The sequence below is a fragment of the Bifidobacterium dentium JCM 1195 = DSM 20436 genome, from assembly GCF_001042595.1.
GTDB lineage: Bacteria > Actinomycetota > Actinomycetes > Actinomycetales > Bifidobacteriaceae > Bifidobacterium > Bifidobacterium dentium.
This window is the reverse complement of sequence record NZ_AP012326.1, coordinates 1,223,732-1,244,289: the sequence shown is the minus strand read 5'-3', so window position 1 is coordinate 1,244,289 and position 20,558 is coordinate 1,223,732. Positions and strand designations below refer to the sequence as shown.

Below are 20,558 nucleotides of genomic sequence, written 5' to 3'. Positions count from 1 at the left end.
TGTATCTTTCCCGACATGAACAGAACAATGATCATTTCCCCTGAAACCGTTCAGTTTAGACGCTTTATGGAAAACTGTTGATTACCACTGGAATGCACAACATGTTGATTTAAACTGGCAGGCATGGTACGACAACGACAAACCAAAACGGAAGCGAAAATCAAAGCGGCGTTCACCACGCTCGTCAAGAACAAAGGCTTCGACGCGATGACCGTCAGCGACCTGGCTCGCGAGGCGGACATCAATCGCGGCACCTTCTACATGCACTATGTCGACAAATTCGACCTGCGCGACCAGCTGCTCGACGACGTCATCGCAGATCTGGCCGCAATACTCATCCCGGAATCAGACGATGACAACGAGCCGCTCGATGTCGAAGACATCATTAAATCCCGCAACCTCGTATCCGCCATGCGCTATCTCAAACGAGACTATGCGTTCTTCGACGCCATCTCCAGCAGCGGCAACGACATGCAGCTGTACGAGCGCGTCAAGGACGTCATCAAGCAACTGCTGCTCGGGCAGGTGTCACGACTGCGAAAGGCACCGGATGACACACCGGGCATCCCCGGGGAATACGCCATGGAGATCCTCGTCTCATCCACTTCGTCCATATTGTGGTTGTGGCTACGCCGCGGCTGCCAGGAATCGCCGGAAACCATCTCAGGCATCATCGAACGCAGCAAATCCATCGCCCCCGTGGACATACTGCGTTGAAACCGTCGGTTGAATACTTGACATCCCCGCAATGCACACCGCACAATCGTGAAATATCGGGAAACTATGCTGTCGTTCCATCAGTAGGGTCGTAGGGTTCAACTACGGGAAAGGTGGCATTCATGAAAAGCCGTCCGATCATCGGCATCACTCCCCTGTTCGATTACGAACGGGACAGCCTGTGGCTGTTACCCGGATACATGGACGGCATCGAGGAGGCAGGCGGACTGCCGATCATGCTGCCGCTAACCTCCGATGACCATGAAATCCGCCAGTTGGCCGATATGTGCGACGGCATCCTGTTCACCGGCGGGCAGGACGTGAATCCAACGCTCTACGGCGAGAAGGTCACACCCGAATATCAGGCGACGAAGCCGGAACTGAGCGCCGAACGTGATGCGATGGAGCCACCGCTGCTTGACACGATGATCCGGCTCGACAAACCGGTGTTAGGGATCTGCCGCGGCATTCAGCTGATCAACGCCTGCCTTGGAGGCACGCTGTGGCGTGATCTGCCGAGCGAACATCCGAGCGATGTGAAGCATCATATGATGAAGCCCCCATACGATGCATTCGGCCATGACGTGACCGTGGAACCGGGCACGCCGCTGGACGATATGCTCAATGGCATGCCGCAATCGCAGGTCGACGAGTCAACCATGAAACGCAACGACGACGGCAACTGGTCGATCGCCGTCAACAGTTACCATCATCAGGCCGTACGGACCGTTGCACCGACGCTGAAGGTCATGGCGACGGCCACGGACGGCATCACGGAAGCCGTATACCGGCCGGAATCCCGATTCCTGTGGGCGGTGCAGTGGCATCCGGAATTTTTGCACAACGTCGATGCGCGCAGCCGTACCATCTTCTCCGAGTTCGTCAATGCGGCACGGCGATAACCCCCTGCTTCCAGCATTCCGCTTACGCCACCCCGTTACGCTACACTGACGAACAGCAGATACACGCTTTACGAGGAAGGTTCCCCATGGTCAATGCAGTCCCCGCCATCACCGACGTCATTTTCGATTTCTGCGGAGTCGTGGTCGATTGGCAGTCTCGCGCGGGGCTGGAAGGACATTACCCGCAGGAGCTGGTGGATCGCATCTGCTCGGATGACGACGAGTTCGGCTTCTTTGACTATGAGGACCGCATGGACCATGGCGCTTCCCTGGCTGAGGTGCTACCAAGCGTCGAGCAGGACCACGGCAAGGAGATCGCCGATATTTTCGAGGATTACATCACGCGTTACGACGATTCCCTGGTTCGCCTGCTGCCCGGCTCGGAACGGCTGCTACGCGACCTGAAAGCCGCCGGTTATGGCGTATGGGGGCTTACGAACTGGTCGTACGAGACCATTCATTTCGCCTTCGAGAAGTTTCCGCAGCTTACGGAAATTCTCGACGGCACGGTCGTGTCAGGCGAGGAGAAGATGTTCAAGCCCAACGCCGATTTCTACGAGCTGGCACTGCAACGTTTTGGCATCGAAGCCGAAAGGTCGGTATTCTTCGATGACACCGCGAAGAACGTGGACGGAGCCGGCAAGGTGGGCATCCACGCCTTCCGCTTCGTCGATGCCGAACAGGCTCGCAAGGACCTTGCATCTTTGGGAGTGCGGATCTGATCGTCCGGGCATAGTCATTCCGCCATGGTCGCGATATGCCGATGGCGGAATGCATCCGTCCACAATGCAGAAACCGAACGTTATAAACTGCTCTTTCGTAAATGGCCGCTGCTATAAATGGGTGTTATGACTCTCCTACAGTTGAAGTACATCGTCAAAATCGTCGAATGCGGCTCCATGAACGAAGCCTCGCACGAGCTGTACGTGTCGCAGCCGGCGTTGAGTTCCTCGGTGAAGGAACTCGAGAACGAGCTGGGCATCGAGATCTTCACCCGCTCGTCTCAAGGAATCGCGTTGACCGTGGATGGCGCGGAATTCCTCACCTACGCTCGTCAGGTGCTCGATCAGGCTTCCCTGCTGGAGGAGCGCTATAAGAACGCGAAGCCGCGCAAGCAGTAATGCTCCGTATCCACGCAGCATTACATATTCGCCGTCGAGGCGTTCGTGGAGATGATCAGTTCCATTAAGTCCGATGAATACGAGTTCACGATCCGCGAGACCCGCACGAAGGACATCATCAACCAGGTCGCCAACATGCTGTCGGAGATCGGCATCATCTACCTGTCCGACTTCAACAAGGACGTCATCGGCAAGATGTTGCGCGAGAAGCATCTTGAATTCCATCCGTTGTTCCGCGCGCCGCTGCATGTATTCATCTCACGCAGCAATCCGCTGGCCGGCAAGAAGAAGGTCACGATGGAAGACCTGAAGCCGTTCCCGTTCATTCAATACGAGCAGGGCGAGGAAGGCAGCTTCTTCTTCGCCGAGGAAGCGGTCTGGCCGGAATACTCCCCCAAGCAGATCAACGTGACCGACCGTGCCACGATCCTGAACTTCATCATCGGTTTGAATGGTTACACGGTGTGCACCGGCATCGACAACGGTGACCTCAACAACGAGAAGATCGTGACCGTGCCGCTCGACACCGACGAGACGATGCTGGTCGGCTGGATCACCAACGAGCGTGCGAAGCTGTCGAAAGCGGCCGAAAACTATCTTGAAAAGCTCAAGTCGGTCGTCGCCGACCACGGATACAATCTCATCGATTAACAAAGATCCTCCTTCATTGTGCGAAGGAGGATCTTCCATATTCGGCAAGTATCGAGCGGTCAGGCACCATACCGTTCGAGATAGGAGTCGGCGGCGGCCTTGATCTCCGGCGTGACATACGGGGCGCCGTCCGCGGTCTCGATGTGCTGGCCGGCTTCGAAGATCTCTTTCACGTTGGCGATGGCGAACACCGGGAAGCCGAATTCCGCTTCGACGGCTTCCACTGCGGAGGTGTCGGAATCCTTGGTTTTCTCCATACGGTCCACGGACAGCACCAAGCCCACGACTTCGACGTTCGCTTCGGACTTAAGCTTCGGAATGACCTCGCGTACGGCGGTGCCTGCGGTCATCACGTCATCGACGAGCAGCACCTTCATGCCATCGGTCAGTTGGGTGCCGACCATCATGCCGCCGTCGCCGTGATCCTTCTTCTCTTTGCGGTCGAACGTGTAGCCGACTTCCATGCCGTACCCGGCCGTCAGGGCGATGGCGGTGGAGACGCCCAGCGGAATGCCCTTATAAGCCGGACCGAATACGGTGTCGATGTCTTCCGGCAGGTTGCCGGCTTCGATTTCGGCTGCGATCTTTTCAGCATAGAATGCGCCGAGTGTCGCGATTTTCCTGCCGTCGTTGAAGGCGCCGGCGTTGATGAAGTACGGGGACTTGCGGCCGGACTTCAATGTGAATTCACCGAACTTCAACGCCTGCGACTCCAGCAGGAATTCGGTAAAACGGTGGTCAAGGGATTCCATAGTCACTCCTTCATGCGATGAATGGTCGTTAGCGCCAGGTTTCGCCCTTGGCGAGCTTGTCAGCCAGTTCCGGACGTGCGTCAAGCAGGGCGTCAAGTTCGCGGGCCACACGCAGAGGCGCGGTCGGCTCGAACAACGCGGCCGCACCGACTTCCACGGCGTTGGCGCCTGCATACAGATATTCGAGCGCCTTTTCGCCGGAATCAATGCCACCGATGCCGATAATCGGAACCTCAGGCAACGCAGTGCGCACGCGCCACACGGCGGCAAGACCCACCGGCAATACGGCCGGACCGGACACGCCGCCGGTCACATGCGTGATGATCGGCTCGCCAGTACGAATGTTGATACGCATGCCGAGCAATGTGTTGATCAGGCTCAGCGCGTCGGCACCGCTTTCCACGGCCGCACGTGCCGGAACGGTGATGTCGGTGACGTTCGGAGTGAGCTTGACGATCATCTTCTTATCGGTGATCTTGCGCAGGCGAGTGATCAGACGACTCAACGCCACCGGATCGGTACCCACGCTCATGCCACCGGCGGATACGTTCGGGCAACTCACGTTGATTTCCAGCATGTCGGCTGGTGAATCGTTGAGCTTGGCCACGACTTCGGCATAATCGTCATCGCAGTGGCCTGCCACATTGGCAATGACATTCGCGTTGATGGCCTTCAGTTTGGGCAGGTCATCCTCCAGATAGTGGTCGACGCCCGGATTCTGCAGACCGACCGCATTGATGTTGCTGGACGGGCCTTCGGCGGTGCGGATGCCCGGATTGCCCTCCCATGGCACCGGAGAGACGCCCTTGGTGGTGACCGCCCCAAGCTGGCTCACATCATAGAACCAACGCACAGCCGCGTATTGGAACGTGCCGGAAGCGGTGGCGACCGGATTCTTCCATGGAACGCCCGCCACCTGGGTGGGGTGCTTCCACTCGTATCGTTCGTACAGATTGCCGTGCTGCATGTTGTCAGTCGTCATGCCTTCACTCACCCCATCCCAAACGTTCGCGTGTGAACACCGGTCCATCGGAGCATACTTTCAGTCGTCCGTCCAACGTGTCGACCGTGCACAGCACGCACGTACCGTATCCACAGCCCATGCGCTGCTCGAGACTCAGCTGGCATTCGATGCCGCGCTTGGCCGCCCACGCCGCCACGGCCTTCATCATCGGCAGTGGTCCGCAGGAAAGGATGACCGGCTTCAGTTCCCCGTTCGTGAGTTCATCCGAAATTCGGTCAAGCAAGGTGATGACGTTGCCTTCGGACTCATCGATGCTGTACACCGAATCGGCATATCTGCCCACGTATTCGTCGCCGAAATGCACGTTGCGGTAGCCGAATACGGCAGTGCTTGTCGCGCCCTGCATGCCGGCGATGGCCTGTGCGGCCCGTACTAGCGGCGGTACGCCGAGACCGCCGGCGACCAATACGTAATTGGCCGGCTCCTTGGTCTTGAACGAGTTGCCCAAGGGCCCCATCACACGCACGGCGTCTCCGGCTTGCAGCTTCGCGAATTCAGCGGTGCCCTTGCCTACCACGGCAAACATCAGGCTTACTTCGTCGCCGTTGACCTCGGCCACGCCGAACGGACGCGGCATGAGCCTGGTCGGATCATTGGAATACACATCGACGAACTGCGCCGGCTTGGCATGGCTGGCGATGTATTCGTCTCGGAAGGTCAGGCGATAGACGCCGTCGGTCAGTTCCCGGTTATCAACGATCTCGACCTCGTGGCGGCTTGGAAAGAAGCCGGCCTCAGTCGCCTCGGCGACGGTCGGAGCGAACGTTGTTGCGGTGGTCATGGACTCCCTCTCTGTTGCGTTCGATGGTTTGGCTTGAAAAATTACGAATTTGGCCCGGCTCGCCTGGACTCATGGTAGGACCGCGCGCAGATTGTCGCGCATGTCCTTGGCGGCTTCGCGGGCCGATTCGGCGACCAGTTCAAGCGCGGATTCGGCGCTCATGCCGTCGGAATACTTGCCGGACTTCATCCATGCGCCGATAATGCCACGGGACGAGTTGACCAGTGCCCCGGAACCGTCCTTGTCGAACATGCCGGCCACACCCTGTGCGGTGCCGCCCTGGGCTCCATATCCCGGCACCAGGAAGAAGGTGTGCGGCATGCGGGCGCGCAGTGCCTTGCCCTCCTCCGGATGCGTGGCGCCGACCACGGCTCCGACTCGGGAATAGCCGTTCCTGCCGATGGTTTCGGCACCCCAGCCTTCGATCAGGTCGGCGACGTGTTCGTACACGCGTTCGCCGGAGGCAAGCTCCAATTCCTGCAATTCGCTGCTGGACGGGTTGGAGGTGCGTACCAGTACGAAGATGTCCTTGTCGGTGGCGGCGGCCGCATCGACGAATGGGGTGATGCCGTCGGTGCCAAGATATGGGTTCACGGTCACGGCGTCCTCATGCCATGGATCGAAGACGGTTCCCTGCTCCGCCACGCCGCTCAGATGGTGCGCGTATGCAGCCGCAGTGGAGCCGATGTCGCCACGTTTGACGTCGCCGAGCACGTACAGGCCCTGCTGCTTGGCATACTCGCAAGTCATGGTGTAGGCGTCGATGCCTGCCGGACCGAGTGCCTCATACATGGCGATCTGCGGCTTGACGGCCGGCACGATGTCGGCCACGGCGTCGATGACGGCACGGTTGAATTCGAAGAAGGCGACGGACAGCTGAGCAGCGGGCGCCTCTGCGGGATCTTCGACCTGTTCGGCGATTTCGTCGGCGAAGTCCGACACAATCTGTGCCGGCACGAGGGCTTCAGTCGGGTCCAGTCCGACGACGCTCGGATTCTGCTTGGATTCGATCGCTTCGATCAGACGGTCCATCAATCCTCCTTGTTGATGCGGCTGAAGGCCAGCTTCGAGCCGATGACGGTAGCCAGCGGACGGCCGGTGACATGCCATCCGCCAAATGGGGTATTGCGTGCCGAGGAATGGAACTTCTCCGGGTCGACGATCCATTCCTCGGTGGTGTCGAGCACCACCAAGTCTACATTTTCGGGGTGCGTGACCTTACCGAGGTCAAGCACTCGCTTGGTGTTGGAATCACCGGGAACCGCATCGGCGTTCTCGTCGAGCAACACGGTCATGTCGGTGTTCTCGTGGCCCATGAGCGTTGCCGGACCGGTCGCCATGAGTTCGATGAGTCGCTCATCGGAAATGTGACCGCCGTCGACGAGCACCTTATGGCACACGCCATAGGCGCACTCGAGGCCGATGATGCCGTTGGGGGCGTCGAGGAAGCCGAGTTCCTTCTCTTCCATGGTGTGCGGCGCGTGATCGGTGGCCAAAAGATCGACCGTGCCGTCGGCCACGGCCGCAATGGTGGCCTGTCGATCGGCTTCGGAGCGAAGCGGCGGATTCATCTTGGCGAGCGTGCCGTATTCCAGCAACGCTTCATCACACAGTGCAATGTAGTGCGGCGCGGTTTCGCAGGTGATCGGCAGCCCCTCGGCCTTGGCTTTGCGAATCGCATCGAATGAGATTGCGGTGCTCACATGCTGGAAATGCACGTGCACGCCGGTTCTGCGTGCCATCTCGATGTCACGTTCGACGATTCTCAATTCGGTGTCCTCCGGGATGCCGGGCACACCGAGTTTGCGCGAGACCGGGCCGTCGTTGACCGCACCGGTGTCGTGATGTTCGCAATGCTCGATCAGGTACAGACCGGACTCCTTGACATTGGTGAATACCTGGTCAAGAATCTCCGGGGTGACGGCGGAACCGTCGTCGCTGATGGCGGTCACCGGATGGGCCAGCTGGTAGGGGTCCTTCCCATCATCGCCATGCCCCGGCAGGTAGCCGATCCAGTCGGCCACATCGGTAGCCTCCTTGCCGGCACGACCCTTGGACGCACATACGCACAAATCGTAGCGGACCGGCAGTTTCACATCATGGACCGCTTCGTAATGCTGCAGATAATCGATGACGGTGTCGTAACCGGCATCAAGCACCTCGGAAGCGCCCTGCTGACCGGCCTTGACCTTCACGCCATCCATGGCGGGAACGGTGTTCGGCATGATGAGTACGTTCGTGTAACCACCTGAAGCGGCTGCGGTGCAGCCGGACACCATCGATTCCTTGTAGGTCTGCCCGGGATCGCGGAAGTGCACATGCGGGTCTTCGAAGCCCGGCGCGATGGTCATGGCTGAGGCGTCGACGGTCTCGTCGGTGTCGGCAGGAACGATCAGGTCGATGACTTCGCCGGTATTCCAGACCTTGATGTCGTGAAGGGTGAGGGCCATGGGTCAGAACTTCGCTTCCTCATCGCAGTAATCGCAACGGTATTCGGCACGGTCGGAGTGTACCAGATGGAACATCTGCACGGCCGGTTCGGTGGTGGTCACGCAACGTGGATTCACGCATTTGATGATGTTGACGACATGCTCCGGCAGCGTCGGCTGCTTCTTTTCGACGATCTTGCCGCCACGCACCACGCCAACGGTTGCGGTGCGGGCCACGAGGCCAAGCACATCCAGGTTGACGGCTTCGGTCTCATCTTCGATCTTGATGATGTCCTTCGTACCATACATATGGCTGTCGGTGTTCATGATCAACGCGAGTTTGGTCTTGGACGGGTCGATTTTCAAGTATTCGAGCACCTTGAGCGCAGTGCCGGCAGGCACGTGATCGATGATGATGCCATTCTGAATGCTAGTGACTTCCATCAGGCCGCAACCTCCTCCGATTCAAGCGGTTCGTATCCCGGCAGTTTGTCGCCGACCACCGAGCTTTCCAATGCCATACGCATAAGCATGCCGTTCTTGACCTGCTCGAAGTAGGCGGCGCGGGGATCGTCATCGACTTCAACTGCGATTTCATTGACTCGCGGCAGCGGATGCAGCACGGCCATGTCCTTCTTGGCGAGGCTCATCTTGGCTTCGTCGAGAATATAGGTATCACGCAGACGCAGGTAGTCATCCTCGTTGAAGAAGCGTTCCTTCTGCACACGGGTCATATACAGCACGTCAAGGTCGCCGATTACGGAAGCCAGGTCCTTGACCTCCGTGTAGGAGCAGGATTCGGTGGCATCGATACGGTCGAGCACATAACGCGGAGTCTTGAGCTCGTCAGGGCTGATAAGTACGAAGTTCACGTTACCGAAGCGGCACAGCGTTTCGATCAGGGAGTGCACGGTGCGCCCGAACGTCAAATCGCCGCACAATCCGACGGTCAGGTTGGTGATGCGTCCGAAACGGGACTGCAGGGTGGCTAGGTCGGCAAGGGTCTGCGTCGGGTGCATGTGCCCGCCATCGCCGGCATTGATGACCGGCACGGATGCTGCGCGAGAAGCCACGAGCGCGGCGCCCTCCTTCGGATGGCGGATGGCGACCACATCAACGTAATTGGAAACGGTCTTCAGGGTATCGGCAATGGTCTCGCCCTTGGTCACGGAGGCGAGCTGGGCGCCGGCAAAACCGATCACCTTGCCACCGAGTCGCAACATGGCGGTTTCGAAGCTCAGTCGGGTACGCGTGCTCGGCTCATAAAACAAAGTGGCAAGCACCCTGCCTTCACAGGTGTGCGCCACTTCCTTGCGATGGGAATCGATGTACTGCGCCTTGTGCAGCAGTTCCTGAATCTGACGAATGGAAAGATCGTCAAGAGTGATGACGCTTTTTCCGACCATCGGCGTCTCTGTCGCCGGTTCGAGTACTGAGGACAACGGCTCACCTTTCATGCAACTTGTAGTTGAAGGTGGCCACCCGAAGTGACCTAGCCAACTATAGCCTGAACCACTGACCCTCCCATTCACCGCGTGTTCATGATTCCTAGCCCTCAGGCTCCTCCAGTCGGATGCCAAGACTGGCGGCGAAGGACTGGGCAAGTTGGGAGATCTGGTCTACGAGCATGGTGGTGCCGCGCAAGCCGGCGACGTCGTGAATCTCCTGCAGTTCTGCGCCACGTAGATCAACGTCATCGGCCACGGCATGCTGCAGATTGATGGCATGAATCGTGGTACCGGGGAACGCGATGCGTCCCAGCACCGCATGAGCCGCATCGAAATCGTCGATCACGCAATCCCGAAAGACCACATCGTGCCACTTGGCGCCACGCAAGTTAAGATAGCCAAACCGGCAGCCTGTGAATATGACGGATCGAGTCTCACAATCCCAAGCGTCGCAGGCACCGAACCGACAGTGTTCAAAGGTGCTTGAGCATATGGACGCGTTCACGAACGACGAGTGCACCATGCCGCATCCGGCGAACCTCGTACTGGTGATGGCTGCATGGTCGAACAACACCGTTTCGAACGTCAGGTTTTCCAGAGAGCAGTCCAGAAAGGTGGTCAACGTCCAATCCGAGATTGCATCGGCGGCATGTTGCCCTTCAATGCGGATGGTGTCATAGGAGCCTTCCGGCTCGACCGCGCCCATACGCATCTCAGCCAATACGGACGGCTTCTTCAGCGTGGGCACGCGAGGAGCAACGGTCTTCTTCACACGAGAATCTGGTAGCATCACAATCTTCCCTGTCCGAATATGGCGACACTCACCAGTGTATTCGCATGACCATGCGCCTATGTTTTATCTATGAACCTATACATAGAATGTCAAACTGCAGCAGGAGTATTGTCCTTATGAGCAACGTAAGCAATTCAACGAAGAAACCCATTTCCAAAAGCGCAATCACGGCAATCGTATTCGCCGTGATTTCCATTCCGCTGGCATTTGGCAAACCGGTACTGGCCAAATTCTTCTGTTCGATTTTCGTAGACGTGTCCATCGTATTCGCCGTCATCTCGCTGGTAACGGTATTCGGTACACGCAAACACGGCAATGCGATACTCGCCGTCTGCTCCGCGGTTTTCGTGGCATTGGTGGCCATTGTGCTGTCGATGTACGTGCACTGACCCTCCGACACACTACGACATACCCCTTAAATCGCTATCTGCCCGCCGTGTGAGCATTGCGACGAATAATCCGAGTGTCCGATTTTGAAAAGGGTCGTAAAACAGCCGTTTCTCGAATCAGATTAATATGGTCACTCGTTTTTCCGCTCACACGGCGGGCAGATAACGATTTAGGGGTATTGGGTGGCTGGCATGTCATGCGCGACCATAAAAGAGTCGCTCCATTACGTCGCGACTCTTGCGCATTACGGCAAGTAGATCGTTCTCGAAATGCTGACCGCGGTTCGCGTCGTAGCCCAGATAGACCGCAATGCCTCCGAGTGAGTATGTGTCATCAGGCAAAATGTCGGCCTGATTGACACGCCCGCTCCACAGATAACTGCCGTTGCGGGCCGCGGTGCACATGCGCCACGCCTTGCGTAATATGACGGCATCTCCGGCGTCAATCAACCTGCGACGTTCCAGCTCGTCAAGCGCTTCCAACGTGCCGTTGACGCACAGGTTCGCATTCTCCCCCGCATGTTGCAGCTGCAATAGCTGAATGGTCCACTCCACGTCGGACAGACCGCCTTTGCCAAGTTTCAGATGGCGCTCCCTACGCACGCCGCGCGGTAGGCGTTCAGCCTCCATGCGAGCCTTGAGCTTACGGATTTCGGCGATTTGCGTTTCGGTCGGATCCGTCTTCGGATAGCGCAGCGGATTGGCAATGTTGACAAGAAAATCCTCGGCCAGTGCGACGTCACCGGCGGCATGGCGGGCACGCAACAGCGCCTGATGCTCCCACGTGCTGGCCCATGAACGGTAGTACTCCTCGCACGATGCGTAGGAGCGTACCAATGGGCCGTTCTTGCCTTCCGGGCGCAGGTCCATGTCGAGCTCGATCTTCGGCTCGAAGGTGGTAGGACCTTGCAGGATGGCACGCAAATCCTCTTGCACCTTGCGCGCGAATAGGTTGGCTTGACCATCGTCAGCCTCTTCGGTCGGACGGTAGATGATGATCACGTCGGCGTCGGAGCTGAAATTCACCTCCCTGCCGCCGTAACGGCCCATGCCGATGACGGCGATTGCGGCCGGCGCTTCATCAAACCGCATTTCGTCAAGCTGATGGCGGATAGCCCACCGCAACGACGCCTCGATGATGGCGTCATACACGTCGGTCATGCCGGCCAACGAAGTCGCGTCGTCGGTCACGCCGCTCATCCAAGCCAGGCCGATGCGTTCGATCTCATGCCTGCGCATGACACGTACCGAATTCGCGAAATCGTTGATGCTGCCTGCATTACGTTCCAGTGCGGCCTTGGTCTGAATGTCAAGGCTTTCACGCGTACGGGGTTTGAGTTCCTCATCGTTGCCGAGCCAGGTAACCGATTCGACCGATTTGTTGAGCGTGTCGCCGAGAAACCGGGAATTTGAAAGCACATGGCACAGGCGTTGCGCCGCGGATGGCGAATCGCGCAGGAATCCGAGGTATTCGCTTTCCGTGCCGAAGTTCTCTTCGAGCTTGCGCCAGTTGAGCAGGCCCATGTCGGGATTCTGCCCTTCTCCAAGCCACTGCAGCACAGCCGGGAGCAGGATCCGGTTGATCTTTGCGGCACGGGATATACCGGCGGTAAGCGCTACGACGTGGCGCATGGCGGCGTCGGCGTCGGCGAATCCTATGGATTCGAAACGCTCGTGTGCGGCCTTCTCCGACAGTTCGACCTGCTCGTCATCCAAGCCGGCATTGATCGGTAACATCGGGCGATAGTAGATGTCCATGTGCAGGTGGCGTACTTCGCGGCGGGTCTCGTCGTATTTGTCGACAAGTTCTTCCGGATGCAGGTGGAAGGCACGCGCGAGCCTGCGCAATTCGAGATTCCGGTTCAACGCATCCACATCGACGTCACGCTTGCGCTCGATGCCGCCGAGACCGGCGTTGCCAAGATCCGGGAACAGATGCGTGCGTTTCAGGGCCCACATTTGCTGCCGGTGTTCCATCACTCGTTCGAAGCGATAGTCCCAGGAAAGTTTTTTTGCCTGCTTGCGCGACACGTACCCACCATCGGCCAGCGCCTGCAACGATTCCAAGGTGGAGCGGGTACGCAGCGATTCGTCGGAACGACCATGCACGAGCTGGAGCATCTGCACGGTGAATTCCACATCACGCAGACCTCCGCGACCAAGCTTGATCTCACGATCTTTGAGCGGTGCCGGAATAAGGTCTTCGACTCGTTTGCGCATTTGCTGACAGTCATAGACGAAGTTGTCACGTTTGGATGCGGTCCATACGAACGGCCGGGTCATGTCCATATAAGCCTTGCCGAGCTCGGGATCGCCCGCGACGGGTCGCGCCTTGAGCAACGCCTGGAATTCCCAGTTCTCCGCCCACTGCTCGTAGTATGCCTCGTGCGATTCGAGTCTGCGAACGAGCGGACCGTCCTTGCCTTCGGGTCGCAATCCACCGTCGATCTGCCACAGAGTCGGTTCGGCTACGCCCATGATCACCGACTGGCATACGCGCTGTAGGGTAGTGGCCAGTTTGGTGCCGATACGATTAAGCGTCATGCCGTTGGTATCGGGATCGGCTGGTTCGACCACGTAAATGAGATCCACATCGGAAACGTAGTTCAACTCCTGCGCGCCGAGCTTACCCATGCCGATGATGGTGAAACGTACATGCTCGCTGCCCTCAATCTCGTTACGGGCGATGGCGAGCGCGCCTTCGAGCGCCGCGTCGGCCAGGTCGGACAGTTCCTGGCTGATACGCGGCTGAATGGTGGTGGGATCGGTTTCCATGGCATCCTGTGCCATGATGGCCGCCAGTTGCTTGCGATAGGTTTGCCGCAATGCCGTCGCCGCCTCCGACAGGGGCAGACTGGCCTTGGGCATGGCGGATTCCTGCGGGTCGGCTCCTACCGCTTCGAGTACATGCGCGCGCCGTTGTGCGTGATTGTACAGGTGGCTTTCGCAAGCGTCATTGGCGGCGGCTGCGACCAGTTCGGGCCTGAAGCGCATGAGCTTGCCCATTTCGTCGGAAACGCCGAGCACGGTGACAAGCCGGGTAAGACCCTCTCCGCTCGTTACGATGTCGTCGAACCTTCTGCCTTGGCTCTGCAATGCTTTGATGATATCGATGAGATTACGTAGCGCCACGTCGGGGTCGCAGGAATGTTCCAACGTAGCCATCAACGATTGCAGCCGATCGTCGCTTACGCCATTGTCCTGCAGTTCCTGCAGGAGCTCGCGTGCTCTGTCGAGATCCTGCAGTCCGGCACGAATCAGCTCGCGCACTCCAAACGTATGTTGCATAGAACCCATGGTATTTAATATAGCGTCGGCAATGACGTAGGGGCGGTCGCGAAATGCTCGCGACCGCCCCTCGTGTTTGTTGCATCGTCTGGCGTCAGACGAAAAATGGTTTGACGTTGGACCAGATGCGTCTGCTGACGCAAGGGTGGTTCATCGTATACAGGTGCACACCGTCAACGCCACGCGCCACCAGATCGCTGATCTGCTCGGAGGCGTAGGCGATGCCGGCCTCCTTGAGTACGGCATTGTCGCCGCCCCACTTGTCTAGCATGACTTCCAGCTTCTCCGGTACGCGAGACTGGCAGATTCCGGCCATGCGACGCACGGATTTGGCGTTCATCACCGGCATGATGCCGGCCTCGATCGGTATCTCGATTCCGACCGCACGCACCTTGTCGAGAAAGCGTAGAAAATCCTCATTGTCGTAGAACAGCTGCGAGATAAGGTGCGTGACGCCGGCATCGACCTTTTTCTTGAGATTGTCGATGTCATCTTCCAGCGTGGCCGACTGCGGGTGCTTCTCCGGATAGCAGGCTCCGTAGATCTTGAGATTCGGACGTTCCTCGCGAATGTAGGCAGCCAGATCGCTGGCGTGCTCAAAGACGCCGGCCGGTTCGGCACCTTCCACGCGATCGCCACGCAGGGCGAGCACGCCGGAAACCTTGGCTTCGTCAAACATGTCGAGTGCCTGATCGACATCATCCTTATTGAGGTACTGTGCGGTCAGGTGGGCCACACAGGGTATGCCGTATTCGCTCACGGTATGCGCAATGCGCGCGGTGAGCGTCCGGTCGGACGATCTGCCGGTACCGTAGGTCACGGAAATGAAATCGGGATCCAGCCCCTGCAGGCCATCCAATGTGTCGTAGATGGTGCCTACAGGGGAGGTTCGCTTCGGCGGGAATACCTCAAGCGAAAACAGTGGTGAATGCATGGGATGCTTTGCACCTTACCTGGCGAGCTTGGCGCGTACGGCCTTGGCCGCGGTCACAAGATGTTCGAGGCTCGGCCAAGTTTCGGCGTTGCCGCGGGTCTTCAGGCCGCAGTCCGGATTGATCCACACCTTTTCGACATCCATCTTCTTGAGGATCTCATGGATTCGTTCCTCGATCTCCTGTTCGGACGGGATGCGCGGCGAGTGGATGTCGTAAACGCCTGGACCGGCTTCGGTTTCGAAGCTGGCGTCGTGAATGGCATCGAGCACCACAAGATCGCCTCGAGAGGCTTCGAAGGAGATTACGTCGGCGTCCATGGCATCGATGTCCTTGATGATGTCGTTGAACTCCGAATAGCACATGTGGGTGTGGATCTGTGTGGTCGGCTTGACGGCGGAGTGCACCAGACGGAATGCCGGAATGGCCCAGTCGAGGTATTTCTTATGCCAGTCGGTCTTACGCAACGGCAACTTTTCGCGCAACGCGGCCTCATCGATCTGGATGACCTTGATACCGGCAGCCTCAAGATCGAGCACTTCGTCACGGATGGCGAGCGCGAGCTGCTGGGTCTGCTGTTCGTGGGTGATGTCCTCGCGCGGCCAAGACCAGTTGAGGATGGTCACCGGGCCGGTGAGCATACCCTTCATCACGTGGTCGGTGCGGGATTGCGCGTAGGAGCTCCACTCCACGGTGATCGGGTTGGCGCGGGACACATCGCCCCACACGATCGGAGGCTTGACGCAACGGGTGCCATAGGACTGCACCCAGGCGTTCTTGGTGAACAGGAATCCGTTGAGGTTCTGGCCGAAGTATTCGACCATGTCGTTACGCTCGAATTCGCCGTGGACGAGCACGTCGAGTCCGAGATCCTCCTGATGCCTGATGCAGGCGTCGATCTGTGACTTCATGAAGTCGTCGTATTCGGCCTTGGTGATTTCGCCCTTACGCAGCTTGGCGCGTTCGGCACGCACTTCCTTGGTCTGTGGGAAGGAGCCGATGGTGGTGGTCGGCAATAGCGGCAGGCCGAGGGCCTCACGCTGTTCCTTCTGACGCTCGGCGCGGGCCGGCTGACGAACGAAATCGTCGGCGTTCAGTGCGGCGAGTCGATCGGCTACGGCCTGATCGACGGCGACGCGGGTGCCATCAAAAAGCGCCTGATTGGCCTTGAGTTCGGCGGAGGCCTTTTTCTCGTCTTCGCTGGCGTCGGCGAGCACGGCAACTTCGTGCAGCTCATCAAGTTTTTCGACGGCGAAGGCGAAATGCCTGCGCACCTCGTCGGCGAGACCGTCCTCGCCTTCGGTGCTGAACGGCACATGCAGCAAGGAACTGGCGGTGGAGACGGCCACGTTGTCGGTGACCTTCTTCAGGGCATCGACCAGGCCGAGGCTCACGGCATAGTTGTTGCGCCAGATGTTGCGCCCATTGACCACGCCGGCGAAGAGAGTGGTATCTTCCGCTACGCCGTACTGTTCGACGGCAGCGAGGTTTTCGTCCTTGCCTTCGTTGAGGTCAAGACCGATGCCGTCGAAGCCGAGCAGGTTGACGGTTTCATAGACATCGGCAATGTGACCGAAGTACGTGTTGAGCAGGATCTTGATCTTGCCTTCGCGGGCGGGCAGGATCTTGGCATACAGGGATTTGAACAGTTCTACGTCGCCCGGTTCCTTGTCGAGTACGAGGTACGGTTCGTCGATTTGAACCCATTCCGCGCCAAGCTCCGCGAACTTGGAGATGATTTCGGCGTAGACCGCGGCAACCGCGTTCACGAGGCCCTTGTCGTATTCGAGTTCTTCGGCCTGCGGGTTGCGGGCGAGCTTAAGGAAGGTGTACGGACCGATAAGTACCGGCTTGGTGATGACGCCAAGCTCCTTGGCTTCATTGAATTCGTCGAACGGCTTGGTGCCGTTGAGCTTGATATCGGTGGCCGCATCGACTTCCGGCACAAGATAGTGATAGTTGGTGGTAAACCACTTCTTCATCGGCAAGGCGGTCACGTCGCCCTTGTCGCCCTGGTAGCCACGACCCATCGCGAACAGGGTCTCTTCCGGATTATCGAAGGCGAGACGCTGGTAGCGCTGCGGAATGACGTTCAGCAGAATGGCGGTGTCAAGCATCTGATCGTAGTAGCTGAAGTCGTTGCTGGGAATCAGATCGACGCCTGCGGCCTGCTGCAACTTCCAGTGCTTGGCGCGCAGCTCCTTGGCGGTGGCACGCACCTCATCAAGGGCGGCGTTGCCCTTCCAATATGCTTCAATGATCTTCTTCAGCTCACGGTTTTGGCCGATGCGCGGAAAACCGGAGACGGAAGTGAGAGCGGACATGAATCCTCCATCTGACATGAACAATGCAACCCGCCCAAGCTATCACAGAATGCCCTGCTATAAGGCATTAGGAAAATTTGAATGTCGTTATAAGCCAGCCTTATATGTCAGCTTCGCCGCCAAACATGCTCGACTTCCTACTGCTATGTCACGGAAGCCATGGCGTTCAGGAGACCCCGGATTCTTCCAACTCGGTTTACCAGTCTCTTGTCCGAAAAGACAAGCCACGTGCAAAACAGTGTCCGCCGTGAAACACTGCCCAAGCAGAGCGGTAAGGGAGCCGTTCCCGCCAGCCGTTATGGTCGTCCTCCCGCCATGAACCCGGGCCTAGTCGAAATCCTTGGCCGTAAGCAGGGCGATGAGTTCGCCGCTGTGCAGCTGCCATTGGTTGAACGGCTCGTCCGCACCGAACACGGCGATCGAGGCTGGGGACATGCCCAGATTCAACAGATCGAGCAATGTCGGATCGGATTCGGAGCTGGCAATCCACTGGCATGCGATCGATACGGTCGGTTCATGACCGAGAATCAGCAGTACGCGGCGTTTCTCCTTGGTTTGCGCAAGTTCGTCGAACACGGATTGCACGCCGCCTTCGTACAGACTCTGCCGATAATCGACCTTCGGGTCATCGCCGAACACCTTGAGCATACGGTCGCAGGTCTGGCGCGCACGGGTCGCACTGGAACATGCTATGCGATCCGGAACCAGCTTGAAGGACGCCAATCCCTTGGCCACCGACTTCGCCTGTTTGCGCCCCTTGTCGGTGAGCTCACGGCCGGCATCTCCACCGTTGCCAAATGGCTCGGTCTTGGCGTGACGCATCACCATCAACACATACTTGTAATCCTTGGCCTTTTTGGCAACCTTCTTCAGGCTTGTTCCCATGGTCGCATGCTCCCCATCTTCGGTTCAGGCTTACAACGGTACCCGTCGCATCTTCCATTGTCGCAGAACACATGGCAAGACCCGCGCATTATTCGTCGATTGCGTTCACCTGCGCGTCGAGGTCACGCAACACCTTACGCAGCTTGCGGTCGGAGATGTCACGTAGCTCGAGATCCTCGAGCTGTTCGGCGCGTTCCTCGGCACTCAGTGAGTCAATGTCGGTAGTCGTGTCCTTCGTGGCACGGTCACGTTTGCGCAACGCCTGGAATCCAGGGGCCATGGCCCGCGAGACCATCAGGAAACCGGTATGTCCGATCATCTGATGGTCGGGACGAATCGCCAGTCCCTGCGCCTTCCAGTTGCGTTCCAGCGTCTCCTGAATGTCCGGTTCGGTCCAACAGCCCGCGTCACGTAACGCCTCGGCCATGCGGCTCAGTTGCGTAGTGGTGGTCACGTATGCCACGAGCACACCCCCTGGTGCCATCACGCGGTATGCCTGTTCGAGCCGGTTCCACGGGTCAAGCATATCGAGCATGATGCGGTCGAAGGAATGCTCCGGCAGTCCGGCCGCAACCGAATCGAAATCGCCGGTTTTCAGATCCCACCAAGCAGGGCGGCCGCCGAAATAGATCGTGGCATTGGCTTCGGCCACACGCGCGAATTCCGAACGCATCTCGATGGTGGTGAGCCTGCCGCCCTCCCCCACCGCATCCAACAGATTGATGCTCATGGCGCCCGAGCCCGCACCGGATTCGAGCACGTTCATGCCGGAACGGATGTCGCCGAGCTGAATTACCTGCGCAATGTCCTTCGGATACATGATCTGCGCGCCGCGCGGCATGGATAGCACATAATCGGCCAGCCGCGGACGCATCACGGCGAATTCCCAGCCGCCGATGGCACGCGTACCCTTCCATGGCTTGTTGGCGTCGCGTTCGGGATGGTCCTGGTTGATCTGCGCCTCACGTTTGGCGCTGACCGTCACGATTACGGAGCCTTCCGTCCGTCCGATCACCTCATCATGCAGGATGATGCCGTGCGAGGTCTGCGTCACGCCGCCCGGCACGAGCTGGTCGGTGATCTTGTTGGACCTGCGGTCCGTAAACTGCACTTTCTCTCCGGCCTCAAGCGGTCCTCGACGCATCAATCACTCCTTCATGTTCTTCATGCATAGCTGATTTCGACTACTCATGCTATCGCACGCGCAACGGCGAAGGCATCATACGGCGTAGGCGTTCCATCGTCCGTTCGCATGGGTCACATTCAAATCAAGGCCGAACACCTGGCTCAGCCGCTCGGAAGTGAAGCCATGTTCCAGGTCGCCCGTATACACGATGGTGCCCGGAGCCGGATCGTTACCGGCCACATTGTCCGCATAGGCGTCCGCCTCGTTGCCGGTGATGCGACCCATAATCGCCACATGGTCAAAACCCTGCGGAATCTCTTCAAGCCGGTGCGTGACCAGCAGCACGGCACGGTCCGATTCCTCCGCGCCGACACGGCTCAACGCGCGCAACGCGATTTCACGGCCGCCCAGATCGAGACCGGTGGTCGGCTCGTCCAGAATCAATAGATCCGGATCAGCCATCAGCGCACGGCAGATGAGCACACGGGTACGTTCGCCCTCCGAAAGCTTGAACATCATCTTGCCTTCGAGGTATTCGATACCGAATTCGCGCATAAGGGAACGCGCCTTGGCATAATCTTCATCAGTGTAGGTGTCACGCCAACGGCCGGTGATGGCGGTCAACGCTGTCACGATAGCGTCGAGCGGATCCTCCTGAGGAGGGAACGCGCGCCCCAGTTCGGCCGAGCTCAGTCCGATGCGGTTGCGGTAGGAGAATACGTTGACCTTGCCCAATCGGTTGCCGAGGATGTCGACGGTGCCGCAGGATGGGAATCCGCGAGTGCTCATCATCTGTACCAGGCTGGATTTGCCGATGCCATTGGGTCCGAACAGCACCCATTTCTCACCTTTTTTGATTTCCAGATTGACTTTGGTGAGGATCACGCGCCTGTTGCGGCGAAATTCCACGTCAGTAAGTTTCAGTGCCGTGTCCTGCTCGACCATGCTTTCTCCCTCTCCTTCTGCATAGGATTGCGCCATGATAATCATCCTATG

General features: G+C 58.5%; 18 protein-coding genes and 1 pseudogene. 5 read left to right on the top strand and 14 right to left on the bottom strand.

What is annotated here, in order from left to right:
• The first annotated feature begins 123 nt into the window (after positions 1–123).
• The 4 genes and pseudogenes from BBDE_RS05340 to BBDE_RS05325 all read left to right on the top strand — a co-directional run bounded on the left by BBDE_RS05340 (position 124) and on the right by BBDE_RS05325 (position 3,391).
• On the top strand, positions 124–717 hold the full coding sequence (locus BBDE_RS05340; protein WP_003840229.1) for a TetR/AcrR family transcriptional regulator: 594 nt from the start codon (positions 124–126) through the stop codon (positions 715–717).
• Between the two features lie 122 nt (positions 718–839).
• Positions 840–1,619: a gamma-glutamyl-gamma-aminobutyrate hydrolase family protein gene (locus tag BBDE_RS05335; protein ID WP_003840230.1), complete on the top strand. Its 780-nt coding sequence runs from the start codon at positions 840–842 to the stop codon at positions 1,617–1,619.
• A gap of 86 nt (positions 1,620–1,705) precedes the next feature.
• The gene (locus tag BBDE_RS05330) at positions 1,706–2,341 is read left to right on the top strand and encodes an HAD family hydrolase (protein ID WP_003840231.1); all 636 of its coding nucleotides are present in this window, start codon (positions 1,706–1,708) and stop codon (positions 2,339–2,341) included.
• A 126-nt stretch (positions 2,342–2,467) separates the two neighbouring features.
• A pseudogene (locus tag BBDE_RS05325) lies at positions 2,468–3,391 on the top strand (LysR family transcriptional regulator).
• A 59-nt stretch (positions 3,392–3,450) separates the two neighbouring features.
• On the opposite strand, the gene pyrE reads toward BBDE_RS05325, so the two are convergent.
• The 8 genes from pyrE to BBDE_RS05285 all read right to left on the bottom strand — a co-directional run bounded on the left by pyrE (position 3,451) and on the right by BBDE_RS05285 (position 10,615).
• Complete coding sequence (pyrE, locus tag BBDE_RS05320; protein ID WP_003840233.1) at positions 3,451–4,143, bottom strand: orotate phosphoribosyltransferase; 693 nt, start codon at positions 4,141–4,143, stop codon at positions 3,451–3,453.
• Between the two features lie 28 nt (positions 4,144–4,171).
• Positions 4,172–5,125, bottom strand: a complete 954-nt coding sequence (locus BBDE_RS05315; RefSeq protein ID WP_003840234.1) for a dihydroorotate dehydrogenase — start codon at positions 5,123–5,125, stop codon at positions 4,172–4,174.
• A gap of 4 nt (positions 5,126–5,129) precedes the next feature.
• Entirely contained in the window at positions 5,130–5,948 is an 819-nt protein-coding gene (locus BBDE_RS05310) for a dihydroorotate dehydrogenase electron transfer subunit (RefSeq protein ID WP_003840235.1), read from the bottom strand.
• 69 nt (positions 5,949–6,017) lie between these two features.
• Entirely contained in the window at positions 6,018–6,980 is a 963-nt protein-coding gene (pyrF, locus tag BBDE_RS05305; RefSeq protein ID WP_003840236.1) for an orotidine-5'-phosphate decarboxylase, read from the bottom strand.
• Positions 6,980–8,398, bottom strand: coding sequence for a dihydroorotase (locus tag BBDE_RS05300; RefSeq protein ID WP_003840237.1), 1,419 nt, complete (start codon positions 8,396–8,398; stop codon positions 6,980–6,982). The genes pyrF and BBDE_RS05300 overlap by 1 nt, the downstream gene beginning before the upstream one ends.
• 3 nt (positions 8,399–8,401) lie before the next feature.
• Entirely contained in the window at positions 8,402–8,821 is a 420-nt protein-coding gene (locus BBDE_RS05295; RefSeq protein WP_003840238.1) for an aspartate carbamoyltransferase regulatory subunit, read from the bottom strand.
• Entirely contained in the window at positions 8,821–9,783 is a 963-nt protein-coding gene (gene pyrB / locus BBDE_RS05290) for an aspartate carbamoyltransferase (RefSeq protein WP_012902131.1), read from the bottom strand. The genes BBDE_RS05295 and pyrB overlap by 1 nt, the downstream gene beginning before the upstream one ends.
• A gap of 142 nt (positions 9,784–9,925) precedes the next feature.
• Complete coding sequence (locus tag BBDE_RS05285; protein WP_003840240.1) at positions 9,926–10,615, bottom strand: pentapeptide repeat-containing protein; 690 nt, start codon at positions 10,613–10,615, stop codon at positions 9,926–9,928.
• A gap of 119 nt (positions 10,616–10,734) precedes the next feature.
• Here BBDE_RS05285 and BBDE_RS11485 point away from each other — a divergent pair, with 119 nt between their 5' ends.
• Positions 10,735–11,007 carry a hypothetical protein gene (locus BBDE_RS11485; RefSeq protein WP_012902130.1) on the top strand — a complete coding sequence of 91 codons (273 nt, stop codon included), beginning with the start codon at positions 10,735–10,737 and terminating at the stop codon, positions 11,005–11,007.
• A gap of 195 nt (positions 11,008–11,202) precedes the next feature.
• Here the strand turns inward: BBDE_RS11485 and BBDE_RS05275 are convergent, their stop codons facing one another.
• The 6 genes from BBDE_RS05275 to BBDE_RS05250 form a co-directional block, all read right to left on the bottom strand.
• Positions 11,203–14,295, bottom strand: coding sequence for a bifunctional [glutamine synthetase] adenylyltransferase/[glutamine synthetase]-adenylyl-L-tyrosine phosphorylase (locus BBDE_RS05275; protein ID WP_003840243.1), 3,093 nt, complete (start codon positions 14,293–14,295; stop codon positions 11,203–11,205).
• Between the two features lie 94 nt (positions 14,296–14,389).
• Positions 14,390–15,229 carry a methylenetetrahydrofolate reductase [NAD(P)H] gene (metF, locus tag BBDE_RS05270; protein WP_003840245.1) on the bottom strand — a complete coding sequence of 280 codons (840 nt, stop codon included), beginning with the start codon at positions 15,227–15,229 and terminating at the stop codon, positions 14,390–14,392.
• 15 nt (positions 15,230–15,244) lie between these two features.
• A complete protein-coding gene (gene metE, locus BBDE_RS05265) occupies positions 15,245–17,551 on the bottom strand; it encodes a 5-methyltetrahydropteroyltriglutamate--homocysteine S-methyltransferase (RefSeq protein ID WP_003840247.1) in 2,307 nt (768 codons plus the stop codon).
• A 327-nt stretch (positions 17,552–17,878) separates the two neighbouring features.
• A complete protein-coding gene (locus BBDE_RS05260; protein ID WP_003840249.1) occupies positions 17,879–18,436 on the bottom strand; it encodes a SixA phosphatase family protein in 558 nt (185 codons plus the stop codon).
• Positions 18,437–18,524: 88 nt separating this feature from the next.
• Complete coding sequence (locus BBDE_RS05255) at positions 18,525–19,580, bottom strand: tRNA (adenine-N1)-methyltransferase (RefSeq protein ID WP_003840250.1); 1,056 nt, start codon at positions 19,578–19,580, stop codon at positions 18,525–18,527.
• Positions 19,581–19,655: 75 nt separating this feature from the next.
• Positions 19,656–20,507 (bottom strand): ABC transporter ATP-binding protein, encoded by an 852-nt coding sequence (locus tag BBDE_RS05250; protein ID WP_228369760.1) that lies wholly within the window; start codon positions 20,505–20,507, stop codon positions 19,656–19,658.
• Positions 20,508–20,558 lie beyond the last annotated feature (51 nt).

What these genes read in the sequence shown, in the direction of transcription:
- BBDE_RS05340 (WP_003840229.1), top strand. Translation starts at nt 124, where the DNA reads ATGGTACGACAACGACAAACCAAAACGGAAGCGAAAATCAAAGCGGCG.
- BBDE_RS05335 (WP_003840230.1), top strand. Translation starts at nt 840, where the DNA reads ATGAAAAGCCGTCCGATCATCGGCATCACTCCCCTGTTCGATTACGAA.
- BBDE_RS05330 (WP_003840231.1), top strand. Translation starts at nt 1,706, where the DNA reads ATGGTCAATGCAGTCCCCGCCATCACCGACGTCATTTTCGATTTCTGC.
- pyrE (WP_003840233.1), bottom strand. Translation starts at nt 4,143, where the DNA reads ATGGAATCCCTTGACCACCGTTTTACCGAATTCCTGCTGGAGTCGCAG.
- BBDE_RS05315 (WP_003840234.1), bottom strand. Translation starts at nt 5,125, where the DNA reads ATGACGACTGACAACATGCAGCACGGCAATCTGTACGAACGATACGAG.
- BBDE_RS05310 (WP_003840235.1), bottom strand. Translation starts at nt 5,948, where the DNA reads ATGACCACCGCAACAACGTTCGCTCCGACCGTCGCCGAGGCGACTGAG.
- pyrF (WP_003840236.1), bottom strand. Translation starts at nt 6,980, where the DNA reads ATGGACCGTCTGATCGAAGCGATCGAATCCAAGCAGAATCCGAGCGTC.
- BBDE_RS05300 (WP_003840237.1), bottom strand. Translation starts at nt 8,398, where the DNA reads ATGGCCCTCACCCTTCACGACATCAAGGTCTGGAATACCGGCGAAGTC.
- BBDE_RS05295 (WP_003840238.1), bottom strand. Translation starts at nt 8,821, where the DNA reads ATGGAAGTCACTAGCATTCAGAATGGCATCATCATCGATCACGTGCCT.
- pyrB (WP_012902131.1), bottom strand. Translation starts at nt 9,783, where the DNA reads ATGGTCGGAAAAAGCGTCATCACTCTTGACGATCTTTCCATTCGTCAG.
- BBDE_RS05285 (WP_003840240.1), bottom strand. Translation starts at nt 10,615, where the DNA reads ATGCTACCAGATTCTCGTGTGAAGAAGACCGTTGCTCCTCGCGTGCCC.
- BBDE_RS11485 (WP_012902130.1), top strand. Translation starts at nt 10,735, where the DNA reads ATGAGCAACGTAAGCAATTCAACGAAGAAACCCATTTCCAAAAGCGCA.
- BBDE_RS05275 (WP_003840243.1), bottom strand. Translation starts at nt 14,295, where the DNA reads ATGCAACATACGTTTGGAGTGCGCGAGCTGATTCGTGCCGGACTGCAG.
- metF (WP_003840245.1), bottom strand. Translation starts at nt 15,229, where the DNA reads ATGCATTCACCACTGTTTTCGCTTGAGGTATTCCCGCCGAAGCGAACC.
- metE (WP_003840247.1), bottom strand. Translation starts at nt 17,551, where the DNA reads ATGTCCGCTCTCACTTCCGTCTCCGGTTTTCCGCGCATCGGCCAAAAC.
- BBDE_RS05260 (WP_003840249.1), bottom strand. Translation starts at nt 18,436, where the DNA reads ATGGGAACAAGCCTGAAGAAGGTTGCCAAAAAGGCCAAGGATTACAAG.
- BBDE_RS05255 (WP_003840250.1), bottom strand. Translation starts at nt 19,580, where the DNA reads ATGCGTCGAGGACCGCTTGAGGCCGGAGAGAAAGTGCAGTTTACGGAC.
- BBDE_RS05250 (WP_228369760.1), bottom strand. Translation starts at nt 20,507, where the DNA reads ATGGTCGAGCAGGACACGGCACTGAAACTTACTGACGTGGAATTTCGC.